The organism is Komagataeibacter diospyri, assembly GCF_006538165.1.
Lineage (GTDB): Bacteria > Pseudomonadota > Alphaproteobacteria > Acetobacterales > Acetobacteraceae > Komagataeibacter > Komagataeibacter diospyri.
In genome coordinates, this window is sequence record NZ_BDLU01000031.1 from 17,262 (window position 1) to 39,853 (window position 22,592).

The window sequence follows — 22,592 nt, forward strand, 5'->3', positions numbered from 1 at the left end:
ACATGAGAGCCCTGCCCCTTTCCATTGGCACCATCCACTTCGTCGGCATTGGCGGAATTGGCATGTCCGGCATTGCCGAAGTGCTGCACATGCTTGGCTATGCGGTGCAGGGCTCCGACATTGCCGAAAGTGCGAATGTCGCGCGCCTGCGCGCCGCCGGCATTCCCGTGACCATCGGCCATGATGCCGCCAATCTGGGTGGTGCGCAGGTGGTTGTGACCTCCACCGCCGTCAAGCGTGACAACCCCGAGGTCGTGGCCGCGCGCGCGCGGTTGATCCCGGTTGTGCGGCGGGCGGAAATGCTGGCCGAACTCATGCGCCTGCGCTGGTCGGTGGCGGTGGGCGGCACGCATGGCAAGACCACCACCACCAGCCTTGTCGCCGCAGTCCTGGAAGCCGCCAGGCTGGACCCCACGGTCATCAATGGTGGCATTATCGAAGCCTACGGCACCAACACCCGCATGGGATCGGGCGACTGGATGGTGGTCGAGGCCGATGAAAGCGACGGGTCGTTCCTGCGTCTGCCCTCCGTCATTACGGTCGTGACCAACATGGATCCCGAGCATCTGGACCACTGGGGCACGGAAGAGGCCATGCAGGCGGCGTATGACCAGTTCGTCTCCAACATTCCGTTCTACGGCTTTGCCGTGCTGTGCATTGACCACCCCGCAGTCCAGCAGATGATCCCGCGCCTGTCGGACCACCGGATCATTACCTACGGTTTCTCGCCACAGGCGGACGTGCGCGCGGAAAAGGTGATTACCGACAAGCTGGGCGCCACGTTCGAGGTCGTGATCACCAACCGCAACCGCAACCGTTCGCGCCGGGCCGGTCCGTTCCGCCTGCCCATGCTGGGCCACCACAACGTGCAGAACGCGCTGGCGGCCATTGCGGTGGGCACCGAGATGGAAATAGACGACGCCACCATCCGCTCCGCCTTTGCCGCCTTCCGTGGGGTCAAGCGCCGTTTCACCCGCACGGGTGAAACCGGCGGCATCACCATCATTGACGACTATGGCCACCACCCGGTGGAAATCGCCGCCGTGCTGAAGGCCGCGCGACAGGCGGGCGCAGGCAACGTGATCGCGGTCATGCAGCCGCACCGGTATTCGCGGCTGAAGACCCTGTTCAACGAATTCTGCACCTGCATGAACGACGCGGGTACCGTCATCATCGCCGATGTGTATGCCGCGGGCGAACAGCCGATCGAGGGCATGGACCGCGATGCGCTGGTCGAGGGGCTGCGCGAACGCGGACACCGTTCGGTCGTGCCGCTGCCAGGGCCGGAACACCTTGCCGAAATGATCAACGCCATTGCCCGTCCGGGTGATTTTGTTGTCTGCCTGGGTGCGGGCAGCATCACCAACTGGGCGCAGGCGCTACCGGCCCAGCTTGCTGACCTGCAGGGCATCGCCCACGCCCCGGCACAGAAGGCGGACGCCCATTCATGACCTCTGCCCCCGCCACTACCCTGCCGCAATGGGCACAGGCCCTGGACACGGATGATTGCCGCCCGCGTGGTCGCCTGACACCGCAGGCCGCCCTTGGCCCGCGCACGTGGTTTCGCGTCGGCGGTCCTGCGGAACTGCTGTTCCAGCCCGCCAGCGCCGATGACCTGGCCCATGTCCTGCGCCACCTGCCGCTGGAGGTTCCCGTCATGCCGCTGGGCGCGTGTTCGAACGTAATCGTGCGCGATGGCGGGATCGACGGGCTGGTCATCCGCCTTGCACGCGGTTTTTCCACCATTGTGCGCGATGGGGACGGGCTGGTTGTGGGGGCCGCGTGCCTTGACATGACGGTTGCCGAACACGCGGCCGAAGCGGGGCTGTCGGGGCTGGAATTTCTTGCGGGCATTCCCGGCTCGATTGGTGGGGCCGTGGCCATGAATGCCGGGGCCTACGGGTCGGACATGTCGGCGGTGCTGGACTGGGTGGAAGTGGTGACGCGCGACGGCAGGCTGCTACGCCTGCCCGCCGCGTCGCTGGATTTCGGCTACCGCCATGCCACCCTGCCGCCACAGTCGGTCGTGGTCCGGGTGCGACTGAACGGCATGGTCGCTCCGCCTGCCATCATCCGTCAGCGAATTGATGAAATCCGTACGGCGCGCGAAGCCGCACAGCCGGTGCGCGCGCGGACGGGGGGATCGACCTTCCGCAATCCCGATCCCGACGAATCGCAGCGCAAGGCATGGGAACTGATTGATGCGGCGGGCTGTCGGGGGCTTACGGTCGGTGGTGCGCAGATCAGTGAAAAACACTGCAATTTCATGCTGAACACCGGCAACGCCACCGCGTCCGACCTGGAATTGCTTGGCGATACCGTACGCCAGCGCGTGCATGACCACACGGCGGTCACATTGCGCTGGGAAATCAAACGGATTGGCCGTCCGGCCATGCACATTACGGGAGAAAGCGCATGACGGCCCGCAGGGTTTCCGTCCTGATGGGCGGCATGTCCGCCGAACGCGAGGTCAGCCTGGCCAGTGCCCGCAGCGTGGCCGAGGCCCTGCGCGGACTTGGGCACGACGTCCGCTGCATTGACGCAGGCCCCGACCTGCTGGCCATCGTATCCGACCTGCAGGCCCACCGCCCGGACGTGGTGTTCAACGCCATGCACGGCAGATTTGGCGAGGACGGGTCGATCCAGGGCGTGCTGGACTGGATGGGCATCGCCTACACCCATTCCGGCGTGCGGGCATCCGCAACAGCCATGGACAAGGATGCGGCCCGGACCGTGTTCATGGCAGCTGGCCTGCCTGTCGCAGATGGACTGGTCATGACACCCGCGCAGCTGGAACCGGCGGACCCGATGCCCGCCCCCTATGTGGTCAAGCCGTTGAACGAGGGATCATCCGTGGGGGTGGAAATCATCCTGCCCGGCAGCAATCGCCGCTCCACGGTGGCATCGGAATGGACGTTTGGTGACCAGATGCTGGTGGAAGAATACATCCCCGGCCGGGAACTGACGGTTGGCGTGCTGGAAGACCGCGCCCTGACGGTGACCGACATCACGCCGATGGGCAGTGGCCCCAGCTTTTATGACTATCAGGCCAAATACGCATCCGGCGGTTCGCGACACGAACTGCCTGCAAACATCCATCCCGCCGCCTTTGAACAGGCACGCGCACTTGCACTGGCCGCCCACCGCGCGCTGGGCTGCCGCGGGGCCAGCCGCACGGATTTCCGTTATGACGACAGCGCGGGGCCGGATGCGCCCGGTCGCCTTGTCATTCTGGAAACCAATACCCAGCCGGGCATGACGCCGACCTCCCTGCTGCCTGAACAGGCGCAGACTGCCTGCGGCATGGACTACGCCACGTTGTGCCAGTGGATGATCGACCACGCGACCTGCCGTACATGAGGCGACCGACCGACAGCAGCGACCGCCCTTCCAGGCTTTCGATATTCCTGCGCCGCCAGAAACGCCTGCTGCGTCCGGTACTGCTGGTGGTGATACTGCTGGTGGTCGGGGCGGGCTGTGTCACGGCATTGCGGCATTTCGGGTCGGACCCGCATTTCGCGCCGCTGCGCGGGCGGATCATCAACATGCTGCCCCTGCGCATTACCGAAATTGACGTAACCGGCTGCGTGCTGACCAGCGAGGCCGCGCTGCAGCAGGCGCTGGGCGTGCGCACGGGGGACTTCATACTGGGCTTTTCCGTGGCTGGCGCGCGTGAACGCATCGACGCGCTGCCGTTTGTCGATCATTCCGTGGTCGAACGCCACCTGCCCGGCACCATCATCATCCACCTGTTTGAACGCCGCCCCTTTGCCGTATGGCAAAATCACGGACATTTCATGCTGATCGACCGGGACGGCAACCAGGTGCGTGACCAGGGCATGACCGGCAAGGATGCCGAGGCCTTCATGCAGTTGCCGCTGGTGGTCGGCCCCGACGCCAACACCGCAGCAGCCGCCCTGATTGATGAACTGTCCGCCCAGCCGGAGGTACGCAGCCATGTCGTGGCCGCATCCCGCGTGGGCCAGCGGCGGTGGAACCTGACCCTGCGCAACGGCACGACCATCCTGTTGCCCGAAGGGCAGGAAGTCGCGGCACTGAAGCGTCTTGCGCAATTGCAGGAAAACATAAAAATACTGGACAGGCCGGTAATCGCCATCGACATGCGCCTGCCTGACCGCCTGATCGTGCGTGAAAACCCCGTTGCCCCGAACGACAGTGACCGGGACCGGGACGACACACCGCCACAGGCTGCCCCCACCGGGGATCAGGCCCCTGTCGCACCATGGCTTTCTTCCCCCGATACCGGCCCAAGACGGAGGCGGGCATGAACTATCCAGTGCCGGGAGCGGTCAGAACGACCCTACCTGCAACAAAGACCACCACACCAGCCGCCCCGGTACCTGCCATCCGTGGCCCCGGGACACCGGCCCGCCTGCCCCGCCCGCGACCTGCGACATCGCTTGTCCCCGCGGGCGAGCGTATGCCCACGCGCAAGCTGCGCACGGGACCGTTCAGCGTGCTGGATATCGGATCCACCAAGATCGTATGCCTGATCGGGCGTGGCGAGCCTGACAATACCATCCGCATCCTTGGCCATGGGTGGCGACGCTCGCATGGCGTGCGGTCGGGCGGGATCGTGGACCTGCGCGAGGCGGAAAGTGCGATCCGCGCCGCCGTGGCGCAGGCGGAAGACATGGCGACGGAACGCCGGGATTCCATTTTCGTCAACCTGTCCTGCGGCCACCCCGAAAGCCGCCACATCAACGCGCGCTGGTCCGTAGGCGGGCGGGAAATCACGGATAACGACGTCAACCGGATCATAAGCGAGGGTCGGGTCCGCGCCGTGTCCGAAGGGCGGTCGGCCATCCATACCCTGCCGCTGGATTACGCGGTGGATGACACGCAGGAAGTGCTGGACCCGCGCGGGCACCTGTGTGACCTGCTGTCCGCGCGTCTGCATGTGATCGACGCCAACACGACCGCGCTGCGCAATCTGGAAGCCGTGCTGTCACGCGTGGAACTGAAGATCGAGGGGATGGTGTCTTCCCCCCTTGCCTCAGGGCTTGCGGTCATGAACGAGGACGAGCGCAACCTGGGCGCCACCGTGGTGGACATGGGCGGGGGCACTACCTCGATCGGAGTGTTTGGCGAAGGCCGGCTGCTGCATACCGCCACGATTCCCGTGGGCGGCCTGCACATCACGCGCGATATCGCCCATGGGCTTTCGACCTCCATCGACAATGCCGAGCGGCTGAAAACCATGCACGGATCGGCCGAACTGCTGGCCGGCGATGATCACGATCCCATTCTTGTGCAGCTGATTGGTGACAACGACCATCATTATGTCAGAATTCCACGCGCAAGGATTGTCTCGATCATACACCCGCGCGTGGAGGAAACCCTGGAGATGGTACGTGACAGGCTGGAAATGGCCGCTGTCGGCCCCGCGTCCGACGGGCGTGTGATCCTGACCGGCGGGGGGTCGCTGCTGGAGGGAATCGGGCCGATGGCAGCCCGGATCCTGAACCGTCAGGTGCGCCTGGGCCGCCCGCGCCGCATTGTCGGCCTGCCCGAAAACGCGGCGACGTGGCCGATGTTCTCCACATCCGCAGGGCTTCTGGCCTGGGCGGCGGGGGCCGCGGACGAAATGGGCGAGCCTGACACGCGTGATACGCGTCCCGGCAGCCTTGTCAGACGTTTCGTGGATTTCATACGTGACAGGGTATGATCTTGCATGAAAACCCTTTATTGTACTTTTGCCGTTAGTATGCCAGCACGCCTACCCCACTCCATCGGGAGCCAAGCATGACCCTCAACCTGACCATCCCGCAACAGAATCATTCCGATTTCACGCCCCGCATCACAGTAATCGGGGTTGGCGGTGGTGGTACGAATGCGGTGGACAACATGATCCATTCGCAGTTGCAGGGCGTGGAATTCGTTGTCGCCAACACCGATGCCCAGCAGCTGTCCCACAGCAGCGCCGACCGCCGCATCCAGCTCGGGCCCCACCTGACGCAGGGACTTGGCGCGGGTGCGAAGCCCGAAATCGGCCGCGCGGCTGCGGAAGAAGCGTGTGATGAACTGTCCCGCCATCTTGATGGCGCGCACATGGTGTTCATCACCGCGGGCATGGGCGGCGGCACCGGCACGGGGGCTGCCCCCGTCATTGCCCGCATGGCACGCGAACGCGGCATCCTGACCGTGGGCGTCGTCACCAAGCCGTTCACGTTCGAAGGCCACCGCCGCGCGAAATCAGCGGAAGCGGGCATTGCCGAACTGCAGCAGTTTGTCGATACGCTGATCATCATCCCCAACCAGAACCTGTTCCGTCTGGCCAATGAGCGCACAAGCTGGAAAGACGCGTTCAAGATGGCGGACAATGTCCTGTACATGGGCGTGCGTGGTGTCACCGACCTTATGATGGCGCCAGGGCTGGTCAACCTCGACTTCGCCGATATCCGCACCATCATGGCGGAAATGGGCAAAGCAATGATGGGCACGGGCGAGGCCGAGGGCGAAAACCGCGCCATCGCCGCCGCCGAGGACGCCATTTCCAACCCGCTGCTGGAAGACACCTCCATGTCCGGCGCGCAGGGCCTGCTCATTAACATCACGGGTGGCGAGGACCTGACCCTGTTCGAAGTGGATCAGGCTGCAAACCGCATCCGCGAAGAAGTGGCGGAAGACGCCAACATCATCTTCGGCTCCGCCATCGATACATCACTGAACGGACGCATTCGCGTCTCCGTCGTGGCGACGGGTATCGACAACCCGCCCGGTGGCCATCCCGCCGCACGTCCGGCAGCCCCGCAGGCCGAATCCGCCCCGGCACAGCCCGCCCCCGCCGAAGCATCACAGCAGGGCGCACCGGTTGCCGGCGCACCACAGCAGGGGACGCCTGCCGCACCGCAGCAGCCTGCCGCCCCCATGGGCCAGCCTGCGGCGACAGCCCCCCAGCCGCCGCGTCCTGCCGCACCGCAGGCGCCATCTCCCAACGCCGTGCCGCCGCATATCGCGCAGGCACAGCGCGCGGGATCGCCGCGTTCGCCGCTGTTTACCGAAAGCGCCAAGCCTCCCGCACCGGAGCCCCAGTCCGCGCCCCGCAGCCTGTTCGGTATCGTGACAGGTGCGCTGCGCCGTCATTCCACCCCGCCGCAGCCCGACCCCGCGCCCCGTACGGAACCCGCCATGCAGCCGCCGCAGACCCAGCAGCCTCAGCCGCAGGCCCAGCCCACGGGCGGCAACCCGACGCCGGATGACGGCGGACTGGACATCCCCGCCTTCCTGCGCCGCCGTTCGCCCTGATTGCAGTCAGATGCATGGCCCGTTTCCCCTGTGGGCAGGCCATGCCTTGCCCTTTCTGACAGGTAACAATAGGCAATAATCCTTGACTGTCATGGGGAGAGACAAGGCAGTAACATGATAGCATGCCAGTTACTGTGAGTTCTCCCACACTTCCGTCAAGGATACAGGCAATGAACGGCATGCTGCCGCAAGCATCCGGCCCCATCGGGTCTGCGTCCCGACATGAAGGACAGATGCAGCACACCATACGCCAGCCGATCAGCAGCATCGGCACCGGCCTGCATACCGGCAGGCGCATCAACCTGCAGCTGTCTCCCGCCCCGGAAAACACCGGGATTGTCTTTCGCCGCAATGACGTCGCCCTGCCGCCCCTTGCAGCACGGTATGACACGGTGGTGGATACGCGGCTGAGCACGGTACTGGGCTGCGATGCCGGGGACGGGCATGCCGAACGCATCGCCACCATCGAACACCTTATGGCCGCGCTGGCCGGATGTGGCGTCGATAACATCTTCATTGATGTAAATGGCCCGGAAATCCCGGTTTTCGATGGTTCTGCGGCGGAATTCGTGTTCCTAGTGGAATGTGCCGGCATCACGGCGCAGTCAGCCCCACGCCTGCATATCCACATGGACCGGACCGTGCGGGTGGAAGATGGCGATGCCTTTGCCGAACTGTCACCCGCAACACAGCCCGGCCTGACAATCGATATCTCCATTGATTTCCCGGCCGCCGCCATCGGCCAGCAGCGGTATGTGACACTGGTGGAACCGGGGGCGTTCCGCCAGCATCTCAGCACCGCGCGGACGTTCGTGCTGCAGCCCGAAATCGATTACCTGCATTCCGTGGGGCTGGCCCGTGGCGGATCGCTGGACAACGCCGTTGTCGTCAACGGTGACAGCGTGGTGAACCCGTCCGGACTGCGCCACCCGGATGAATTCGTGCGCCACAAGGTGCTGGATGCGATTGGCGACCTGTATCTGGCCGGTGGCATGATCAGCGGCCATTTCCGGGGACATAAATCAGGGCATACGCTGAACAACCGCCTGTTACGCAAGGTCTTTGCCGAACAGGCGAACTGGCGTCGCGCCCCGCTGGAGGCGTCCCTTTCCACCCCGCAGCCCAGAGCTGCCTGATGTGGGGATGCGAAATCCGCACGTGGAGACTTCACCCGCCCCCGGCACATGATATAAAGCTTCCATAACTGGAAGAGCCGGTATGTCCGTACGCACATCACACCATATTCCGCAACCCCTGCCCACCACGCGCCAGATGGCGCGCAGGCTGATGCTTCTGCCGCTTGCGGGCCTGCTGGCGGCATGTGGGCAGAGCGCCAGCAGCATCAGCGAACGCGCGCCGCGCGTCGGGTCAGCAGAGACGTTGTACAACAACGGCGTGGACGCCCTGCGTTCGGACCGGTACCTGCTGTCGGTCAACCAGTTCGACACATTGCAGCGCAACTATCCCTATTCCCAGTACACCGCCAATGCGCAGCTGATGGAAGGGTATGCGAACTACCTGCTGAACAAATATCCCGAAGCGGTGCAGCAGCTTGACCGCTTTCTGGAACTGCATCCCACCAGTACTGACGCAGCCTATGCCTTCTACCTGCGCGCCCTGTGTTATTACGAACAGGTAGCCGATGTGCAGCGTGACCAGCAGGGCACGATCGAGGCCATGGACGCCTTGGAAGAAGTCATCACCCGCTTTCCCCAAAGCCCGTATGCCCGTGATGCGCAGCTGAAGATCGATCTGTGCCGCGACCATCTGGCAGGCAAGGAAATGCTGGTGGGCCGGTGGTACCAGCAGCAGAACGACTATCTGGCCGCAGCCGGGCGCTACCAGCGCGTGGTGCAGGATTTCCAGACCACCAATCATGTGCCCGAGGCACTGGAACGGCTGGTGGAAGTGTATCTGGACATGGGCCTGCTGGAACAGGCGCGCAAGACCGGAACGGTGCTGGCATACAACTACCCCAGCAGCAAATGGTACACGGATGCGTATGATCACCTGCGCGCGCATCACCTGATAAAGGGCGTGGAAAGCAAGGACCACAAACAGGGACGAAACGTCTTTTCGCGGGCATGGCATTCGGTTTTCTGATTTCCGCCAACGATCATCTGTGCTGAACGGGAATCCTGCATGCTGACACAGCTCTCGATACGGGATGTGGTCCTGATCGAAAAACTGGATCTGGCCTTTCCCCCTGGCCTGACGGTGCTGACGGGGGAAACCGGGGCTGGCAAGTCCATCCTGCTGGACAGCCTGGGGCTGGCGCTGGGGGAACGGGCCAGCGCGTCGCTGGTACGGGCCGGATGTGAACAGGCCAGTGTCAGCGCGAGCTTCGAAATCGCGCCGGACCATCCCCTGCACCAGTTGTTCAGTGAACAGGGCATCGTGCTGGATGACGTGCGCGAACCCGTGCTGCTGCGCCGGGTCGTGACAACGGACGGGCGGTCGCGCGCCTATATCAATGACCAGCCCGTGGCTGTCAGCCTGCTGCGCCGGGCCGCGACCCTGCTGGTGGAAATACAGGGCCAGCATGAACAGATGGGGCTGGCGGACCAGTCAACGCATCTGGACCTGCTGGATGTGTTTGGCGTGCCCGGCCCCCTGCGCACCCGCACCGCTGGCGCCTACCGCAAATGGATCGAGGCCACGGCCGCACTGGCGGCGGCCCGCGCGGAAATGGAAAATGCCGCCCGTGAAGAAGACTGGCTGCGGCAGGCGGTGGAAGACCTGTCCACCCTCGCCCCGCAGGAAGATGAGGAAACGCAGCTGGCCGGCCTGCGCCAGGCCTTGCAGCAGGGCGAACGCCGGGCGGAAGCAATTGCGGCGGCCCTGGCCGACCTTGCCCCGCGCGACCGGCGCTCCCCCGGTCCGGCATCGGCGCTGCGCAATGCCAGCCGCGCATTGCAGCGTCTGCTGCCCGCCCCCACAGACCTGAACCCCGAAGCCGTCGGCGCCGCCGAGCAGGAAGCCGCACAGGAAGCGCTGAACGCGCTGGAACGCGCGGAAGAAGCGCTGGCGGAAGCAGAAAGCATGCTCTCGCGCCTTGCATCCGACGCGCAGGCCGACCCGCGCCTTCTGGAACAGACGGAAGAACGCCTGTTCGCGCTGCGTGCCGAAGCCCGTAAGCACGGCGTGTCGGTCCCCGAACTGCCGGGTCTGCTCACAGCCTTTACCGAGCGGCTGGCCGCACTTGATTCGGGCAATGCCCGGATCGAGGGACTGGAAGCAACCGTGGCCGAAAACCGTGCAAAGTTTGAAGAAGTCGCCCTTGACCTGACCGCCACGCGTGAAAAGGCGGCACGCAGGCTGGAACAGGCGGTGATGGCGGAACTGAAACCGCTGAAACTGGAACGCGCGCGCTTTATTGTCTCCCTCATCCCGCTGGAAGCGGAGGCATGGAACGCACGCGGCAAGGAACAGGCGTCATTCCTGATCGCCGCCAACCCCGGCCAGCCGCCGGGGCCGCTGGCCAAGGTCGCGTCGGGGGGAGAGCTCTCCCGCCTCATGCTGGCGCTGAAGGTCGTGCTGGCCGGTCGGTCGGCCATTCCCACGCTGGTGTTTGACGAAGTGGATTCCGGCGTAGGCGGGGCCACGGCTTCGGCCATCGGGGAACGGCTTTATACCGTAGGCCGCAGCGTGCAGGTGCTGGTTGTCACCCACAGTCCGCAGGTGGCGGCCAGGGGGGATGCGCACCTGCGCATAAGCAAGAGCGTGAACAGAGGCCGCACCGAAACCCACGCCGCCCCGCTGGATACGCAGGCACGGCGGGAGGAAATCGCCCGCATGCTGTCTGGTGACACCATTACGCCTGCTGCCCGCGCCGCAGCCGACAGCCTGCTGAAAGGGGTCTGACATGCCCCATGCTGCCCTATCCGAATCCGTGGCTGAACAGGCCCGCCGCCTGCTGGCGGATTACGCCACGATGGAACAGGACAAAACTCACGCAGAGACCACGCTGGCGCATCTTGCAGCACTGCTGCCCGCACTGGATGCCGCGTATCACCAGAATGACGCGCCGCTGGTTGATGATGCGACCTATGACAGCCTGCGCCGTCTGAATACCGAACTGGAAAAACGATTCCCTGACCTGCGCCGCGCCGACAGCCCTACGGAAAGGGTCGGTGCCCCGGCCAATGGTCCCTTTCACCGCCACCGGCACATGGTGCCCATGCTGTCGCTGGACAATGTATTTTCGCGGGATGAATTCGAGGGCTTCATCAGCCGCATCGCCCGCTTCCTGGGGCTGGGGGAAGATCAGGCGCGCGCCCTGTCCTTTGTCGCGGAACCCAAGATTGATGGCCTGTCCATAAGCCTGACCTACGAACATGGGCATTTCGTACGCGGCACCACGCGCGGCGACGGTACCGAAGGCGAGGACGTGACCGCCAATCTGCGCACGCTGAAGGACATTCCCGAACACCTGCCCGCCCCCTTCCCCGACATGATCGAAATCCGGGGCGAGGTCTTCCTGTCCAAGCAGGCATTCCTTGAACTGAACGCGGCACAAGAACGCGCGGGCGAAAAACCTTTCGCCAATCCGCGCAACGCCGCAGCCGGATCGCTGCGTCAGCTTGACCCGAAGGTAACAGCCCGCCGTCCGCTGTCGCTGTTCGCGTATGCCGCGGGCTTCTGCGACGCGCCGCTGGCTTCAACCCACCACGGCTACCTTGAACAGCTTGCGGCATGGGGATTTGTGGTCAATCCGCTCAGCACGCGGGTAAAGAACGCAGCCGAGGCCGAAGCCTTCATGGAGCGGCTGACGCTGGAACGCTCGGCGCTGGATTACGACATCGACGGCGTTGTGTACAAACTGGATGACCGTGCGCTGCAGGACCGCCTTGGCTTTGCGGGGCGTGCGCCGCGCTGGGCGGTAGCATGGAAATTCCCCGCCGAGCAGGCCATCACCCGCCTTGAAAAGATTGACATACAGGTAGGGCGCACCGGCGCGCTGACGCCGGTGGCGTTTCTGGAGGCGGTCAATGTGGGCGGTGTGATCGTCACCCGCGCCAGCCTGCATAATGAAGACGAAATCACGCGCAAGGACATACGCGAGGGCGACCTTGTGCATGTACAGCGCGCAGGCGACGTGATCCCGCAGGTGACCGGCGTGGTCCTGCCGCGTGACCATGACCGCCCGCCGTTTCACTTTCCCCATACCTGCCCGGTCTGCGGCGCGCATGCCGAACGGCCGGAGGGTGAGGTCGTATGGCGATGTTCCGGTGGGCTGACGTGTCCGGCGCAGGTGGTGGAACGGCTGATCCATTTCGTATCGCGTGACGCCTTCGACATTGACGGGCTGGGCGATCGCACGATCGTTGAATTCCACGAACTGGGCTGGCTGCGAACGCCTGCCGATATTTTCCGCCTGCCCGAACACGAAACCGAAATCGCCAGCCGCGACGGCTGGGGCAAGATATCGGCCCGCAATCTGGTCCGCGCCATCGAGGCACGGCACACGATTGAACTGTCGCGCCTGATCTACGCACTGGGCATCCGCCGCATCGGCATCAACAACGCCCGCCTGCTGGCCCGGCATTACGGGTCGATGGCCAACTGGCGGCAGCAGATGGAAAAGGCGGCGGTCATCGGATCGGACGAACGGCTGGAACTGGGATCAATCACCGGAATCGGTTCGGCCATTGCCGATGAACTGGTGTCGTTCTTTGCCGAATCCCATAACCGCGCGACACTGGACGACCTGACTTCCGTTCTGACGCGGGTCACGGATGAAGAAATGGTGGCCGAAGGCGCACTGTCGGGAAAGACCATCGTGTTTACCGGCACGCTGACCACCATGACCCGCCCCGAAGCCCGCGCCGTGGCCGAACGGCTGGGCGCGCGGGTATCCGACAGTGTTTCAAAAAAAACCGACCTTGTGGTGCTGGGCGAAAAGGCCGGGTCCAAGGCGCGCAAGGCTGCCGAGCTGGGTGTCGCCACCATGGATGAAGCAAGCTGGCGCACGCTGGCAGGCATGCCACCGGCGGGGGACCAGACCGCCTGACGCAACGGTCTGGAACATGGCCCGCGCGATGGCCTTGCATGTCCCCGCCGCGTAACGTTTACTGTATCCAACGCACCCATAACGCAGTCACAGGAGCATCCGAACGGGCCAGCACGCCATCTTGCCGCAATGGGATACGGCATGGATTTTCAGGGGGATAACATCTTATGACAGTTTCAGGGCCGCGGGGGCGGCTGCTGACAACGCGCCGGGCGCTGCTGGGCATGGCAGGGGCTGCGGGTTCTGGCCTGCTGCGCCCCGCCCGTGCGGCGACGACACCTGCATGGCGCAGGCCACTGCCGGAAGCTGATGCCGTAATCGGCTTTGGCCATACCGGACCGATTACTGATGGCGGGTGGTCCATGGTGCATGACCGGGGCGTGCAGGCCGTGCGCCGCGCGTTCCCGAAAATCCGCACAATCTATGTTGAAAGCGTGCCCTATTCCGCCGATGCCACGCGCATTTTCCGGCAGTTCGTGGCTGAAGGCGCGCAGATGGTCTTCGCGACCTCCGAATACGGTGACTTCATCAAGGACGTGTCGGACCGCGCGCCGGACGTGGCCTTCATGGAATGTGACGGCACCAACGTGACCGGCAATCTGGGCTGGTATTACGTGGCGCACTGGTACGCCAGTTACATCATCGGGATTGCGGCGGGTCTTATGACGCGCACGGGCAAGATCGGGTTTCTGGGCGCGTTTCCGATACCGTCGGTCTATGCTTCGGCCAATGCAACGCTGCTGGGCGCGCAGTCGGTCAACCCGTCGGTCACGTTGCAGAGCATCACCATCAATGCATGGTTCGACCCGCAGGCCGCGACACAGGCTGCAACCGCGCTGGCGGATAATGGATGTGACTTCCTGTGCGGGATCATGGATGAACCGGCCTATCTGCGCGTGGCGGTGCAGCGCGGGCTGAAGGCCGCAATGTGGAATACCGGCATGCTGGATTACGGGCCGGAAGCCTATGTCAGTTCGGTGGATCTGGATTTCAATGATTTCTATGTCTCGCAGGTACGCGACCTGCTGGCGGGGACATGGCAGCCACAGGGCCGTTTCCTGACACTGGGCCACGGCGTGGACCGTGATGCGTGGGGACCGGGCGTGCCGGTCGAGGTCGCACGTCAGGCCGACGCCATGCGCACGCGCCTGCTGGCGGGCTACAACCCGTTCCGTGGCCCGATCCATGACAACCATGGTCGCCTGCGCGTGCCCGCAGGTGTGACGCTGAGCGATCTGGAAATCTATCACAGCGACTGGGCTGTCGCGGGAGTATCCGGCCTTGAATAAGCAGTCCGCCCCCCCCGGTGTGGCGCCGGGCACGCCGCCGGTCCTGCAGTTGCGCGGGATTGGCAAATTCTTTCCCGGCGTGATTGCCAACAAGGACGTGGACCTTGATGTCTGGCCGGGTGAGATCCATGCCCTGCTGGGTGAAAACGGAGCCGGGAAATCCACGTTGATGAATGTCGTAACCGGCATTTACCAGCCGGAGGAAGGCGAGATCATCCTTGATGGCTACGGCCAGACCTTTACCTCTCCACAGGAAGCGATCCGCGCGGGCATCGGCATGGTGCACCAGCATTTCAAGCTGGTACAGGCCTTTACTGTGGCGGAAAACATCCACCTGGGCTGGGATGAAGCGCCGCGCCGCGCATCGCCCGCCGTGATGGAAGCCCGCACGCATGAAATTTCGGAACGCTTCGGCTTTCCTGTCCGGGCCGATGCGCGGGTATGCGACCTGTCGGCAGGTGAACAGCAGCGTGTCGAGATCCTGCGCGTGCTGGCGCGCAGGGCCCGGCTGCTGATCATGGACGAACCCACCGCCGTGCTGACACCGGAGGAAACAGGCGAACTGTTCCGCGCGCTGAGGGCATTCCGCGCGCAGGGCAACGCCGTCATCATCATCAGCCACAAGCTGGATGAGGTGATGGAAATTTCGGACCGCGTCAGCATCCTGCGCGGCGGATGCAAGGTCGGCACGTTCAACACGGCGGATTGCAACCCGTCCATGCTGGCGGCGACCATGGTGGGACGCGACATCGTCCGGCGCAACATGCGTGCCCGCCCCGAAGGGGCAGCGCCCATCGCAACCACCCCCGTCATGCAGTTGCGCAATGTCAGCGTGCGCGACGACCGTGGGGTGGATACGCTGCGCGATGTCAGCCTTGACCTGTATGGTGGCGAGATCCTTGGTATTGCCGGGGTCGCGGGCAACGGACAGCGGGAACTGACGCATGTGCTGACGGGGCTTATGGCCCGCACGTCAGGCGAAATCCTGCTGGACGGCAGCCTGGTGGCGCGTACGGACCCGGCCCTGTTCGTGCAGGCGGGTGTCGGGCACATCCCCGAGGACCGGCTGCGCAGCGCGCTGGCGCCATCGCTGTCAGTGACCGCCAACATGGCGCTGCGTGAATACCCCTACCCGCCCATCGGGACGCACGGGCTGTATGACGCGCAGGCGGCAGGCGCGCTGGCACAGGGCATTGCGGATCTGGCGCAGGTCAACATTCCCGATTTCGCCATGCCCATCCGCAACCTGTCGGGCGGCAACCAGCAACGGCTGGTGGCGCGGCGTGAAATCCGCATCGCCAGCCGGGTGCTGGTCGCCGCCTACCCCGCACGCGGGCTGGATATCGGGGCGATCGCCACCATGCTGGGGTATCTGACCGACCTGCGCGATCAGGGGGTGGCGGTCGTGTTCATATCCGAAGATCTGGAAGACCTGCTGAATGTATCGGACCGGATCGGGGTCATGTTCCATGGGCGGCTCATGTCCATAATCGATGCTGAAGCAGCCGACATGGCCACCATCGGCCTGCTGATGGGCGGCCGGGATGCCGCCGGTACCCAACCGGGAGCAACGCAGTAATGGCCGCACGTGCATTCCAGCGCCTGCCCAGCGCACCGGCAGGACGCATCCTTGTGCTGCGACTGGCGGCGATCGTGCTGTCGCTGTTCATCATCGCTGGTGTACTGGCGCTGTCGGGGCACAGTCCAGTCACGCTGGCGGAACTGATCCTGCGCTCCACCCTTGGCTCGCGCTTCGGGCTGGAGGATCTGGCCCTGTTCATGTGCCCGCTGCTGCTGACCGGGGCGGCGGTGACCGTATGCGGCACGATCGGGTTATGGAATATCGGTGCTGAAGGCCAGTTCTATGCCGGGGCCATTGCCGCGACCGGCGTCGCCCTTGGCATGCATGGCCCGGCACCTGCGGTGCTGCCGGTCATGACCATTGCCGGTATCCTTGGCGGCATGGCGTGGATTACGGTGCCGACGCTGGCGCGCGCCTATGCCGGGGTGAATGAAATCATCACCACGCTACTGCTCAACTTCATTGCCTCGCTGCTGACCTATTACCTGACCACCGGGCCATGGCGGGACCGGATCAGCGGGGCACAGGTTTCAACCCAGCGCCTGCCGGTCGCCATTCCCGAAATGTGGGGCATCGTGCACTGGGGCTTCCCCGTGGCCATCGTCATCGTCATCGGGCTGGCGCTGGTGCTGTCGCGCACGCGGTGGGGCTATGAAATACGCATTGGCGGAGCCAATCCCGAAGCCGCGCGCTACGCCGGAATTCCGGTGCGGCTGCGCATTATTTCGGTCATGCTGCTGTCGGGCGGACTTGCGGGCCTTGCAGGCATGTTTGAAGTCGCGGGCACGGTCCACCGGCTGCAGGGCGGCATGGCCAACAATTTCGGCTATCTTGGGATCGTAGTCGCCGTGCTGGCGCGCGGGTCTTGCCTGAATGTCATTCCCGCCGCCCTGCTTATGGCGCTGATCCTTGATTCGGGCATTGTCATGCAGACGCAGCAGCTTTCGGCGTCGGTTGTCCTCGCCATTACGGGGCTGATCCTGTTCATGATCGCCATTGGCGATGAACTGGCCCATTACCGGCCCGTGGCCAGTACCACGCCAAAGGGGAAAGCATCATGATCGCGCTACTGACGGGTATGCTGGCCACCGCCGTGCTGGCGGGTGGCGTGCTGGCACTGGCCGCCCTTGGTGAAGTGCTGGCCGAACGCGCTGGTGTTACCAACCTTGGCGTGGAGGGGCTTATGGCGCTGGGGGCGGTGACGGCGGTCATGACCGTGTCGTCCATTCCCTCGCCATGGATCGGGCTGCTGGTGGCAGGACTGGTGGGGGCTGCGGGCGGCATGGTGTTCGCCTTTGGCGCCGTGGTGATGCGGGCGAATCAGGTGCTGTGCGGGCTGGCCACAACCTTCATGGGGCTGGGGCTGTCCACGGCACTTGGCCATAACTATGCAGGCCAGCCGGTGGCGACGACGTTCGGCCATGTCACCGTACCGCTGCTGTCATCCATTCCGGTAATTGGCCCCGCGCTGTTCGGGCAGAATATCCTGATCGTGCCGATTTACGTGCTGCTGCCCGCGCTGGTGCATTTTGTCATGTTCCGCACCCGCCACGGGCTGAACATGCGTGCGGTGGGGGAAAACCCGGCAGCGGCGGATGCGGCAGGCATTCCGGTCATGGCCATGCGGTTCTGGTATGTGACCCTTGGCGGTGCGATGGCGGGTCTGGCGGGTGGATACCTGACGCTGACCTATGTGCCGGTATGGTCGGAAGGGATGGTGGCGGGCCGCGGGTGGATTGCTCTGGCACTGGTGATCTTTGCCGGGTACCGCCCGGTTATCGTCACCCTGTCCGCGCTGCTGTTCGGGCTGGTTACCGCCCTGTCCTTTGTCGGGCAGGCGCATAACTGGCCGATTGATCCCGCATTCCTGAACATGCTGCCGTATCTGGGCACCATGGCCTTCATCATCGTGCCGGTCGTGGTCTGGCACCGCATGCGCCGGGTCATGGCCGCCCCTGCGGCACTGGCCCTGCCCTATTACCGCGACGTGCGCTAGCTGGCGTGCGGGGGATCAGGGAATCCCCCCTACGTTGTTTTTTCCATGTTTTTACAGGGCGATATATGAACAGGGCGGCATGGGCCGAGCGATCGTCAGGGGAAGCGGATAAAGAACCGCCTCCCGGGTCGTGATGGCCATGCTGCTGGACACACGACGTCCCCCTGTTACCGCATAGATATTTCCGGCCATGCTCCACGAAATACAAGACGTTTCCGTTACAGTTTTTAGGTGCCGCCTTTTAAAAAAAGACGGTGTATTCTGAAGCATGTTGCAAAAGTTTTACCAGAAACGTCCTCATGATTGCAGGATGTTTCCGAGGCTGAAGGATGCCGCCTTCTTTAAATAAAAGACGGTATCAGCTTATGACACGCCTCAGCAGCCATTCAGTACCCGAATGCCGTGTATAAAATTTTGACTGTTGCGCATGGTTGCCGTCATGGATGCCTTATCCCTTGTAAAAACATGACTTTGTTGCGTAATGATAATTTACAAGAAACGTATCGGCATCTTCCTGTGCGATATCGATAAGACGTATGGGATCGGCCAGCCCCCCATAAAACCGGGTCAGGCTTGCGGGTCGGGAGCGTTTTTCGGGCACGATCATAACTGAATCATCTGCCTCCTGCCCGTCCCCCACGGGTAATCTGCATTGTGCATGCTTTGCGACGCGGTATCTGATCTCCCTTTTTCAGCAGGCGCCCCGCCATTGATGAAATCCGGATCCGAGAATGATCTGTTTATACTTTCATCCATCCAGCAGTTGCCAGAAGACCAAAAACGCAATCAAGCGTCGGCACTACGGCTGCTGGCATATCATCGGGTAACGGCCTGCGACCGGTACCGCGGTCAATCCAGATCGTGTGCAGCAACAAGATCAAGTTGCGGACTGGCACAAATATAAACGGTCTGCTGACGCTCAACACCCAATGTTTTCCATGCATACTGAAACAGTTGGGGCGCAGGCTTGTCGACCTGTGCCTGCTCAGCCATGATGACACGATCAATATAGCCCCCAAGCTGGGCAATATTCCCGGCAATGCCTGCATCATCAGTGTTCGAAATGATCGCGAGCCTGAAATCTGCTGCCCGTATTTTTCCCAATGTCGCAACCACTTCAGGAAAAGGAGGCATCCGTCCAATGGATGATGTCAGGATTCCCACATCATCACGGCTGCTTTCAAGGTCATATTACTCCAATGCAAGTTGCATGACCCGTGCCGAAATCGCACGAAAAGACCGGTGCAGAGACTGCTGTTCCAGCTGGTGTTCATACTGATCGTAAAGCTTGATGAATATATGGAGATCGATTGCACGTGCTTTATGCTTCAGGATCTGATCAACCGCAGCCATCAACCCTTCATCCCACTGAATTAACGTTCCGTAGCAGTTAAACGTCAGCCATTCCGGTTTCCTGCCCGGGTGCGGAAATCTTGATTCAATTTATGCGCAAACATCTGAAATATATTTCAAAATAAAAAAATTATACTAATTACTATGAAATAACTATAGTAATATTTAATTATTTTTTCATAAATTAATTTATATATCAATATATATGCACCATACCGAACTGGAATCATCAATTTTTACTTCGCAGTCCTAATTTAATTTCAGTTTTCCATGAAAACTGAAATGGCCTGATTGCCGATACTGAGCCGCGGACAGATGAAGGTTCTGCAGTCATTATTACCCTGTGCATGGTATGTACGGCATGTGAATGACTGCCGTGTCAGTAACGATCATTTATATGACCCATAATACCCTGCAGTGGAAAAATGCATCCATAATATGTGGATCATACAAAGCCTCTGCAACAACCTGATCTGCTTGAGCGCACGCAATGTTTCCGAGACGCTCCTCCCCCGTGCCATTTTAACCTGAGGCATGCCGGGCGCAGTGGAAAGGCGCGTTTACAACCGACCGGAATGTCCATGCGGACATGTTTTGATACATGTTGCAAATGATTCTCAGTTACTATACGACCCCATCTCCACACGGCGAAAAACGTCAAGAATGAGGTCGGACATGCATCGCAGCAGGGTTTTTTATGTGTTTCCCCTTTCACTTCTGGTGGCAGGGAATGCCCTTGCTGCGGAACCGGTTGAAAAATCGGACCATCCCCATCCTGCCGGGACGTCACGTGCGAAAAAGACAGCCACCCAGCCCGATGCGAATGCCGTACGGGCCGAAAAGCTGGAAGTCCATGCGCACAGGCCGGCGACTGTCGCGTCCTCGGCCACGAAATCCGATACGCCGCTGATTGAAACCGCCCAGTCGGTTACGGTTGTCAGCCGTAACGAAATGGACGTGCGCGGCGTGCTTAGCCTCAATCAGGCCGTGCGCTATACGGCGGGCATTACCCCGGACCTGCGCGGTGGTGGCGAAGGTACGCGCTATGACCAGTTCGCCCTGCGCGGCTTCACGGTTCCGACCTTCCTTGACGGCCTGAAACTGCAGGACAGCCCCACAGGCTATGCCACGGCGCAGACCGATACGTCACGGCTGGAACGGGTCGAGATCCTGAAGGGACCGGCATCCGCGCTGTATGGCCAGTCCAGCCCCGGTGGCCTTGTCGCCCTGTCCAGCAAGCTGCCGACCGACCAGAAATTCTATGGTGGTGTCAATACAACCGGCGGCATGTTCGATCTGTATCGCGTGGATGCCGATGTTGGCGGTTATGCGACAAAGGACGGCCTTGTCCGCTACCGTCTGTATGGCACCGTCAACGGCCAGCACAGCCAGATGAGCCGGACAGGAAGCCGACGCTTTTCCATCAGCCCGTCCTTCACATTCGGTGGTAACGGACCGACCACGCTGACCATTCTGGGCAACTATCAGTATGATCCCGAAAATGGCACCTATGGCGGCGAACCACTGGTGGGGTCACTCAGGCCCGCATCTTATGGATACCTGCCCCGGAATTTCTATGACGGTGACGAATCGTTCGAGAAATTCAACCGCCGGCAGGGCGGGATCACCTATATCTTCAACCACCGTTTCAACAATGACTGGAGCTTCAGCAGTCGCGGGCGATACGATGACATAAAGACCATCTATCGCAGTGTGTATGACAACGGTTATTACACCAGCAACGACATGCTCAGCCGCTCTGCCTTCGGCACGAACGAACATACGCACAATCTGGCGTTTGACAGCCAGTTCAAGGGCCATGTCCGCACCGGCCCCCTGCAGCATACGATGATGTTCGGTTTTGACTACATGCAGCAGAGCGCATCAGAAGAAGGGTTTTACGGCAGCGCGCCGGATCTGAATGTCCTGCATCCGGACTATCACATGGCTATTCCGGCCATGAGCCCGTACCTGCACTACCAGACGAATTCACACCAGATCGGCATGTACGCACAGGATGAAATGCGCTGGAAGGGTCTGATCGTGACCGGCAGCCTGCGTAATGACTGGTATCGTTCACAGCAGAACGAATACATCTACCATACGTCCACGCATGAAAGTCCCCGCCAGATCACATGGCGTGCTTCGGCCCTGTACCACTTCGATTTCGGTCTTTCGCCCTATATCAGCTACTCGACATCGTTCCAGCCGCAGTCGGGCACCGTGTCCAGTGATGGCGGCAAGACATTCCGCCAGGCCGATCCATCCCTAGGCAAGCAGCTTGAAGGTGGCCTGAAATACCAGCTTCCGGGCACGTCGCTGCTGTTTACGGCGGCAGGCTTCCATATTGAACAGACCAATGTGCTGGTGGCTGTTAACGGCCTGGGCTACAACACGCAGAGTGGGCTGGTGCATTCGGACGGCTTTGAATTCGAAGCCCATGCCGAGCCGTATAAAAACCTGATGATCACGGCTGCGGTCAGCGTGCAGAAAGTCCATGATGATTCAACGGGCAAGCCCCTGATGCAATCCGGGACGGGCAATGCATCCCTGTTTGCGTTCTACACCATGCCTTCAGGGCCGGTAAAAGGCCTCGGCTTTGGTGGTGGCATGCGTTATTCGAACAAATCCTATGGTGGCGAGGCCAGCTATGGCAGCGTCTGGGTGCCGCAATACGCCGTGTTCGATGCGTCAGTCCGCTATGACCTGTCGAATCTTTCCTCCTCGCTGCATGGATGGACGGTCGCAGCCAGTGCCCGCAATCTGTTTGACAAGAATTATGTCGCGAACTGTATGAGCTACGCATCCTATAATCAGGAATGGTGCTATTACGGCGAACGCCGGAACGCGCAGGCAAGCCTTGGCTTTAGCTGGTAAATCTTCCGTCCCTGACAACCGCACGCGCGTTTGTGGGGGGGGGGGGACCAAATTCCACATCTTTTTGGTGAAGCTTTTTTCAGGGCCTGTTGGGAATTATCTTGAATTGATGATTGCGCCAACGAGATAGATCATGGCTTCGAATGATCTGTCTGTTTTTTCGCTGCGCATGGCGATGCGCTTGAACTCCTTGAGCTTGCAGAAGAAGTTCTC

General features: G+C 62.1%; 16 protein-coding genes and 1 pseudogene. 15 read left to right on the forward strand and 2 right to left on the reverse strand.

Translation table 11 applies throughout. The features are described from left to right. Window positions 1-2: 2 nt before the first annotated feature. The 14 genes from murC to MSKU9_RS05800 all read left to right on the forward strand — a co-directional run bounded on the left by murC (window position 3) and on the right by MSKU9_RS05800 (window position 18,149). The gene (murC, locus tag MSKU9_RS05735; protein ID WP_141260388.1) at window positions 3-1,451 is read left to right on the forward strand and encodes a UDP-N-acetylmuramate--L-alanine ligase; all 1,449 of its coding nucleotides are present in this window, start codon (window positions 3-5) and stop codon (window positions 1,449-1,451) included. Next, on the forward strand, window positions 1,448-2,419 hold the full coding sequence (gene murB / locus MSKU9_RS05740; RefSeq protein WP_141260389.1) for a UDP-N-acetylmuramate dehydrogenase: 972 nt from the start codon (window positions 1,448-1,450) through the stop codon (window positions 2,417-2,419). Before murC ends, murB begins: the two co-directional genes overlap by 4 nt. Further along, window positions 2,416-3,360 (forward strand): D-alanine--D-alanine ligase, encoded by a 945-nt coding sequence (locus MSKU9_RS05745; protein WP_141260390.1) that lies wholly within the window; start codon window positions 2,416-2,418, stop codon window positions 3,358-3,360. Before murB ends, MSKU9_RS05745 begins: the two co-directional genes overlap by 4 nt. Next, entirely contained in the window at window positions 3,357-4,289 is a 933-nt protein-coding gene (locus MSKU9_RS05750; RefSeq protein WP_141260391.1) for a cell division protein FtsQ/DivIB, read from the forward strand. The genes MSKU9_RS05745 and MSKU9_RS05750 overlap by 4 nt, the downstream gene beginning before the upstream one ends. Further along, window positions 4,286-5,689 (forward strand): cell division protein FtsA, encoded by a 1,404-nt coding sequence (gene ftsA / locus MSKU9_RS05755; protein WP_227000840.1) that lies wholly within the window; start codon window positions 4,286-4,288, stop codon window positions 5,687-5,689. The genes MSKU9_RS05750 and ftsA overlap by 4 nt, the downstream gene beginning before the upstream one ends. A 77-nt stretch (window positions 5,690-5,766) precedes the next feature. Then, window positions 5,767-7,269, forward strand: coding sequence for a cell division protein FtsZ (gene ftsZ, locus MSKU9_RS05760; RefSeq protein ID WP_141260393.1), 1,503 nt, complete (start codon window positions 5,767-5,769; stop codon window positions 7,267-7,269). A gap of 170 nt (window positions 7,270-7,439) precedes the next feature. Next, a complete protein-coding gene (gene lpxC, locus MSKU9_RS05765; protein ID WP_227002384.1) occupies window positions 7,440-8,405 on the forward strand; it encodes a UDP-3-O-acyl-N-acetylglucosamine deacetylase in 966 nt (321 codons plus the stop codon). Window positions 8,406-8,487: 82 nt separating this feature from the next. Continuing rightward, complete coding sequence (locus tag MSKU9_RS05770) at window positions 8,488-9,372, forward strand: outer membrane protein assembly factor BamD (RefSeq protein ID WP_141260395.1); 885 nt, start codon at window positions 8,488-8,490, stop codon at window positions 9,370-9,372. A gap of 39 nt (window positions 9,373-9,411) precedes the next feature. Next, window positions 9,412-11,133: a DNA repair protein RecN gene (gene recN, locus MSKU9_RS05775; RefSeq protein WP_141260396.1), complete on the forward strand. Its 1,722-nt coding sequence runs from the start codon at window positions 9,412-9,414 to the stop codon at window positions 11,131-11,133. A gap of 1 nt (window position 11,134) precedes the next feature. Further along, the gene (ligA, locus tag MSKU9_RS05780) at window positions 11,135-13,282 is read left to right on the forward strand and encodes an NAD-dependent DNA ligase LigA (protein ID WP_141260397.1); all 2,148 of its coding nucleotides are present in this window, start codon (window positions 11,135-11,137) and stop codon (window positions 13,280-13,282) included. 167 nt (window positions 13,283-13,449) lie between these two features. After that, window positions 13,450-14,571 (forward strand): BMP family ABC transporter substrate-binding protein, encoded by a 1,122-nt coding sequence (locus MSKU9_RS05785; protein WP_141260398.1) that lies wholly within the window; start codon window positions 13,450-13,452, stop codon window positions 14,569-14,571. 19 nt (window positions 14,572-14,590) lie between these two features. Beyond that, a complete protein-coding gene (locus MSKU9_RS05790; RefSeq protein WP_141260402.1) occupies window positions 14,591-16,150 on the forward strand; it encodes an ABC transporter ATP-binding protein in 1,560 nt (519 codons plus the stop codon). Beyond that, a complete protein-coding gene (locus MSKU9_RS05795; RefSeq protein ID WP_141260399.1) occupies window positions 16,150-17,214 on the forward strand; it encodes an ABC transporter permease in 1,065 nt (354 codons plus the stop codon). The genes MSKU9_RS05790 and MSKU9_RS05795 overlap by 1 nt, the downstream gene beginning before the upstream one ends. Then, complete coding sequence (locus tag MSKU9_RS05800; protein WP_141260400.1) at window positions 17,211-18,149, forward strand: ABC transporter permease; 939 nt, start codon at window positions 17,211-17,213, stop codon at window positions 18,147-18,149. The genes MSKU9_RS05795 and MSKU9_RS05800 overlap by 4 nt, the downstream gene beginning before the upstream one ends. An 849-nt stretch (window positions 18,150-18,998) precedes the next feature. Here the strand turns inward: MSKU9_RS05800 and MSKU9_RS18525 are convergent. Then, the gene (locus MSKU9_RS18525) at window positions 18,999-19,313 is read right to left on the reverse strand and encodes an HAD hydrolase-like protein (protein WP_227002385.1); all 315 of its coding nucleotides are present in this window, start codon (window positions 19,311-19,313) and stop codon (window positions 18,999-19,001) included. An 864-nt stretch (window positions 19,314-20,177) separates the two neighbouring features. Here MSKU9_RS18525 and MSKU9_RS05810 point away from each other — a divergent pair. Next, window positions 20,178-22,379, forward strand: a complete 2,202-nt coding sequence (locus tag MSKU9_RS05810; RefSeq protein WP_141260401.1) for a TonB-dependent siderophore receptor — start codon at window positions 20,178-20,180, stop codon at window positions 22,377-22,379. A gap of 96 nt (window positions 22,380-22,475) precedes the next feature. Here MSKU9_RS05810 and MSKU9_RS18060 read toward each other — a convergent pair. After that, a pseudogene (locus tag MSKU9_RS18060) lies at window positions 22,476-22,592 on the reverse strand (IS5/IS1182 family transposase); the annotation flags it as partial.

Excerpts from the sequence above, each read along its gene's own strand:
- murC (WP_141260388.1), top strand. The coding sequence starts at position 3 with ATGAGAGCCCTGCCCCTTTCCATTGGCACCATCCACTTCGTCGGCATT.
- murB (WP_141260389.1), top strand. The coding sequence starts at position 1,448 with ATGACCTCTGCCCCCGCCACTACCCTGCCGCAATGGGCACAGGCCCTG.
- MSKU9_RS05745 (WP_141260390.1), top strand. The coding sequence starts at position 2,416 with ATGACGGCCCGCAGGGTTTCCGTCCTGATGGGCGGCATGTCCGCCGAA.
- MSKU9_RS05750 (WP_141260391.1), top strand. The coding sequence starts at position 3,357 with ATGAGGCGACCGACCGACAGCAGCGACCGCCCTTCCAGGCTTTCGATA.
- ftsA (WP_227000840.1), top strand. The coding sequence starts at position 4,286 with ATGAACTATCCAGTGCCGGGAGCGGTCAGAACGACCCTACCTGCAACA.
- ftsZ (WP_141260393.1), top strand. The coding sequence starts at position 5,767 with ATGACCCTCAACCTGACCATCCCGCAACAGAATCATTCCGATTTCACG.
- lpxC (WP_227002384.1), top strand. The coding sequence starts at position 7,440 with ATGAACGGCATGCTGCCGCAAGCATCCGGCCCCATCGGGTCTGCGTCC.
- MSKU9_RS05770 (WP_141260395.1), top strand. The coding sequence starts at position 8,488 with ATGTCCGTACGCACATCACACCATATTCCGCAACCCCTGCCCACCACG.
- recN (WP_141260396.1), top strand. The coding sequence starts at position 9,412 with ATGCTGACACAGCTCTCGATACGGGATGTGGTCCTGATCGAAAAACTG.
- ligA (WP_141260397.1), top strand. The coding sequence starts at position 11,135 with ATGCCCCATGCTGCCCTATCCGAATCCGTGGCTGAACAGGCCCGCCGC.
- MSKU9_RS05785 (WP_141260398.1), top strand. The coding sequence starts at position 13,450 with ATGACAGTTTCAGGGCCGCGGGGGCGGCTGCTGACAACGCGCCGGGCG.
- MSKU9_RS05795 (WP_141260399.1), top strand. The coding sequence starts at position 16,150 with ATGGCCGCACGTGCATTCCAGCGCCTGCCCAGCGCACCGGCAGGACGC.
- MSKU9_RS05800 (WP_141260400.1), top strand. The coding sequence starts at position 17,211 with ATGATCGCGCTACTGACGGGTATGCTGGCCACCGCCGTGCTGGCGGGT.
- MSKU9_RS05810 (WP_141260401.1), top strand. The coding sequence starts at position 20,178 with ATGCATCGCAGCAGGGTTTTTTATGTGTTTCCCCTTTCACTTCTGGTG.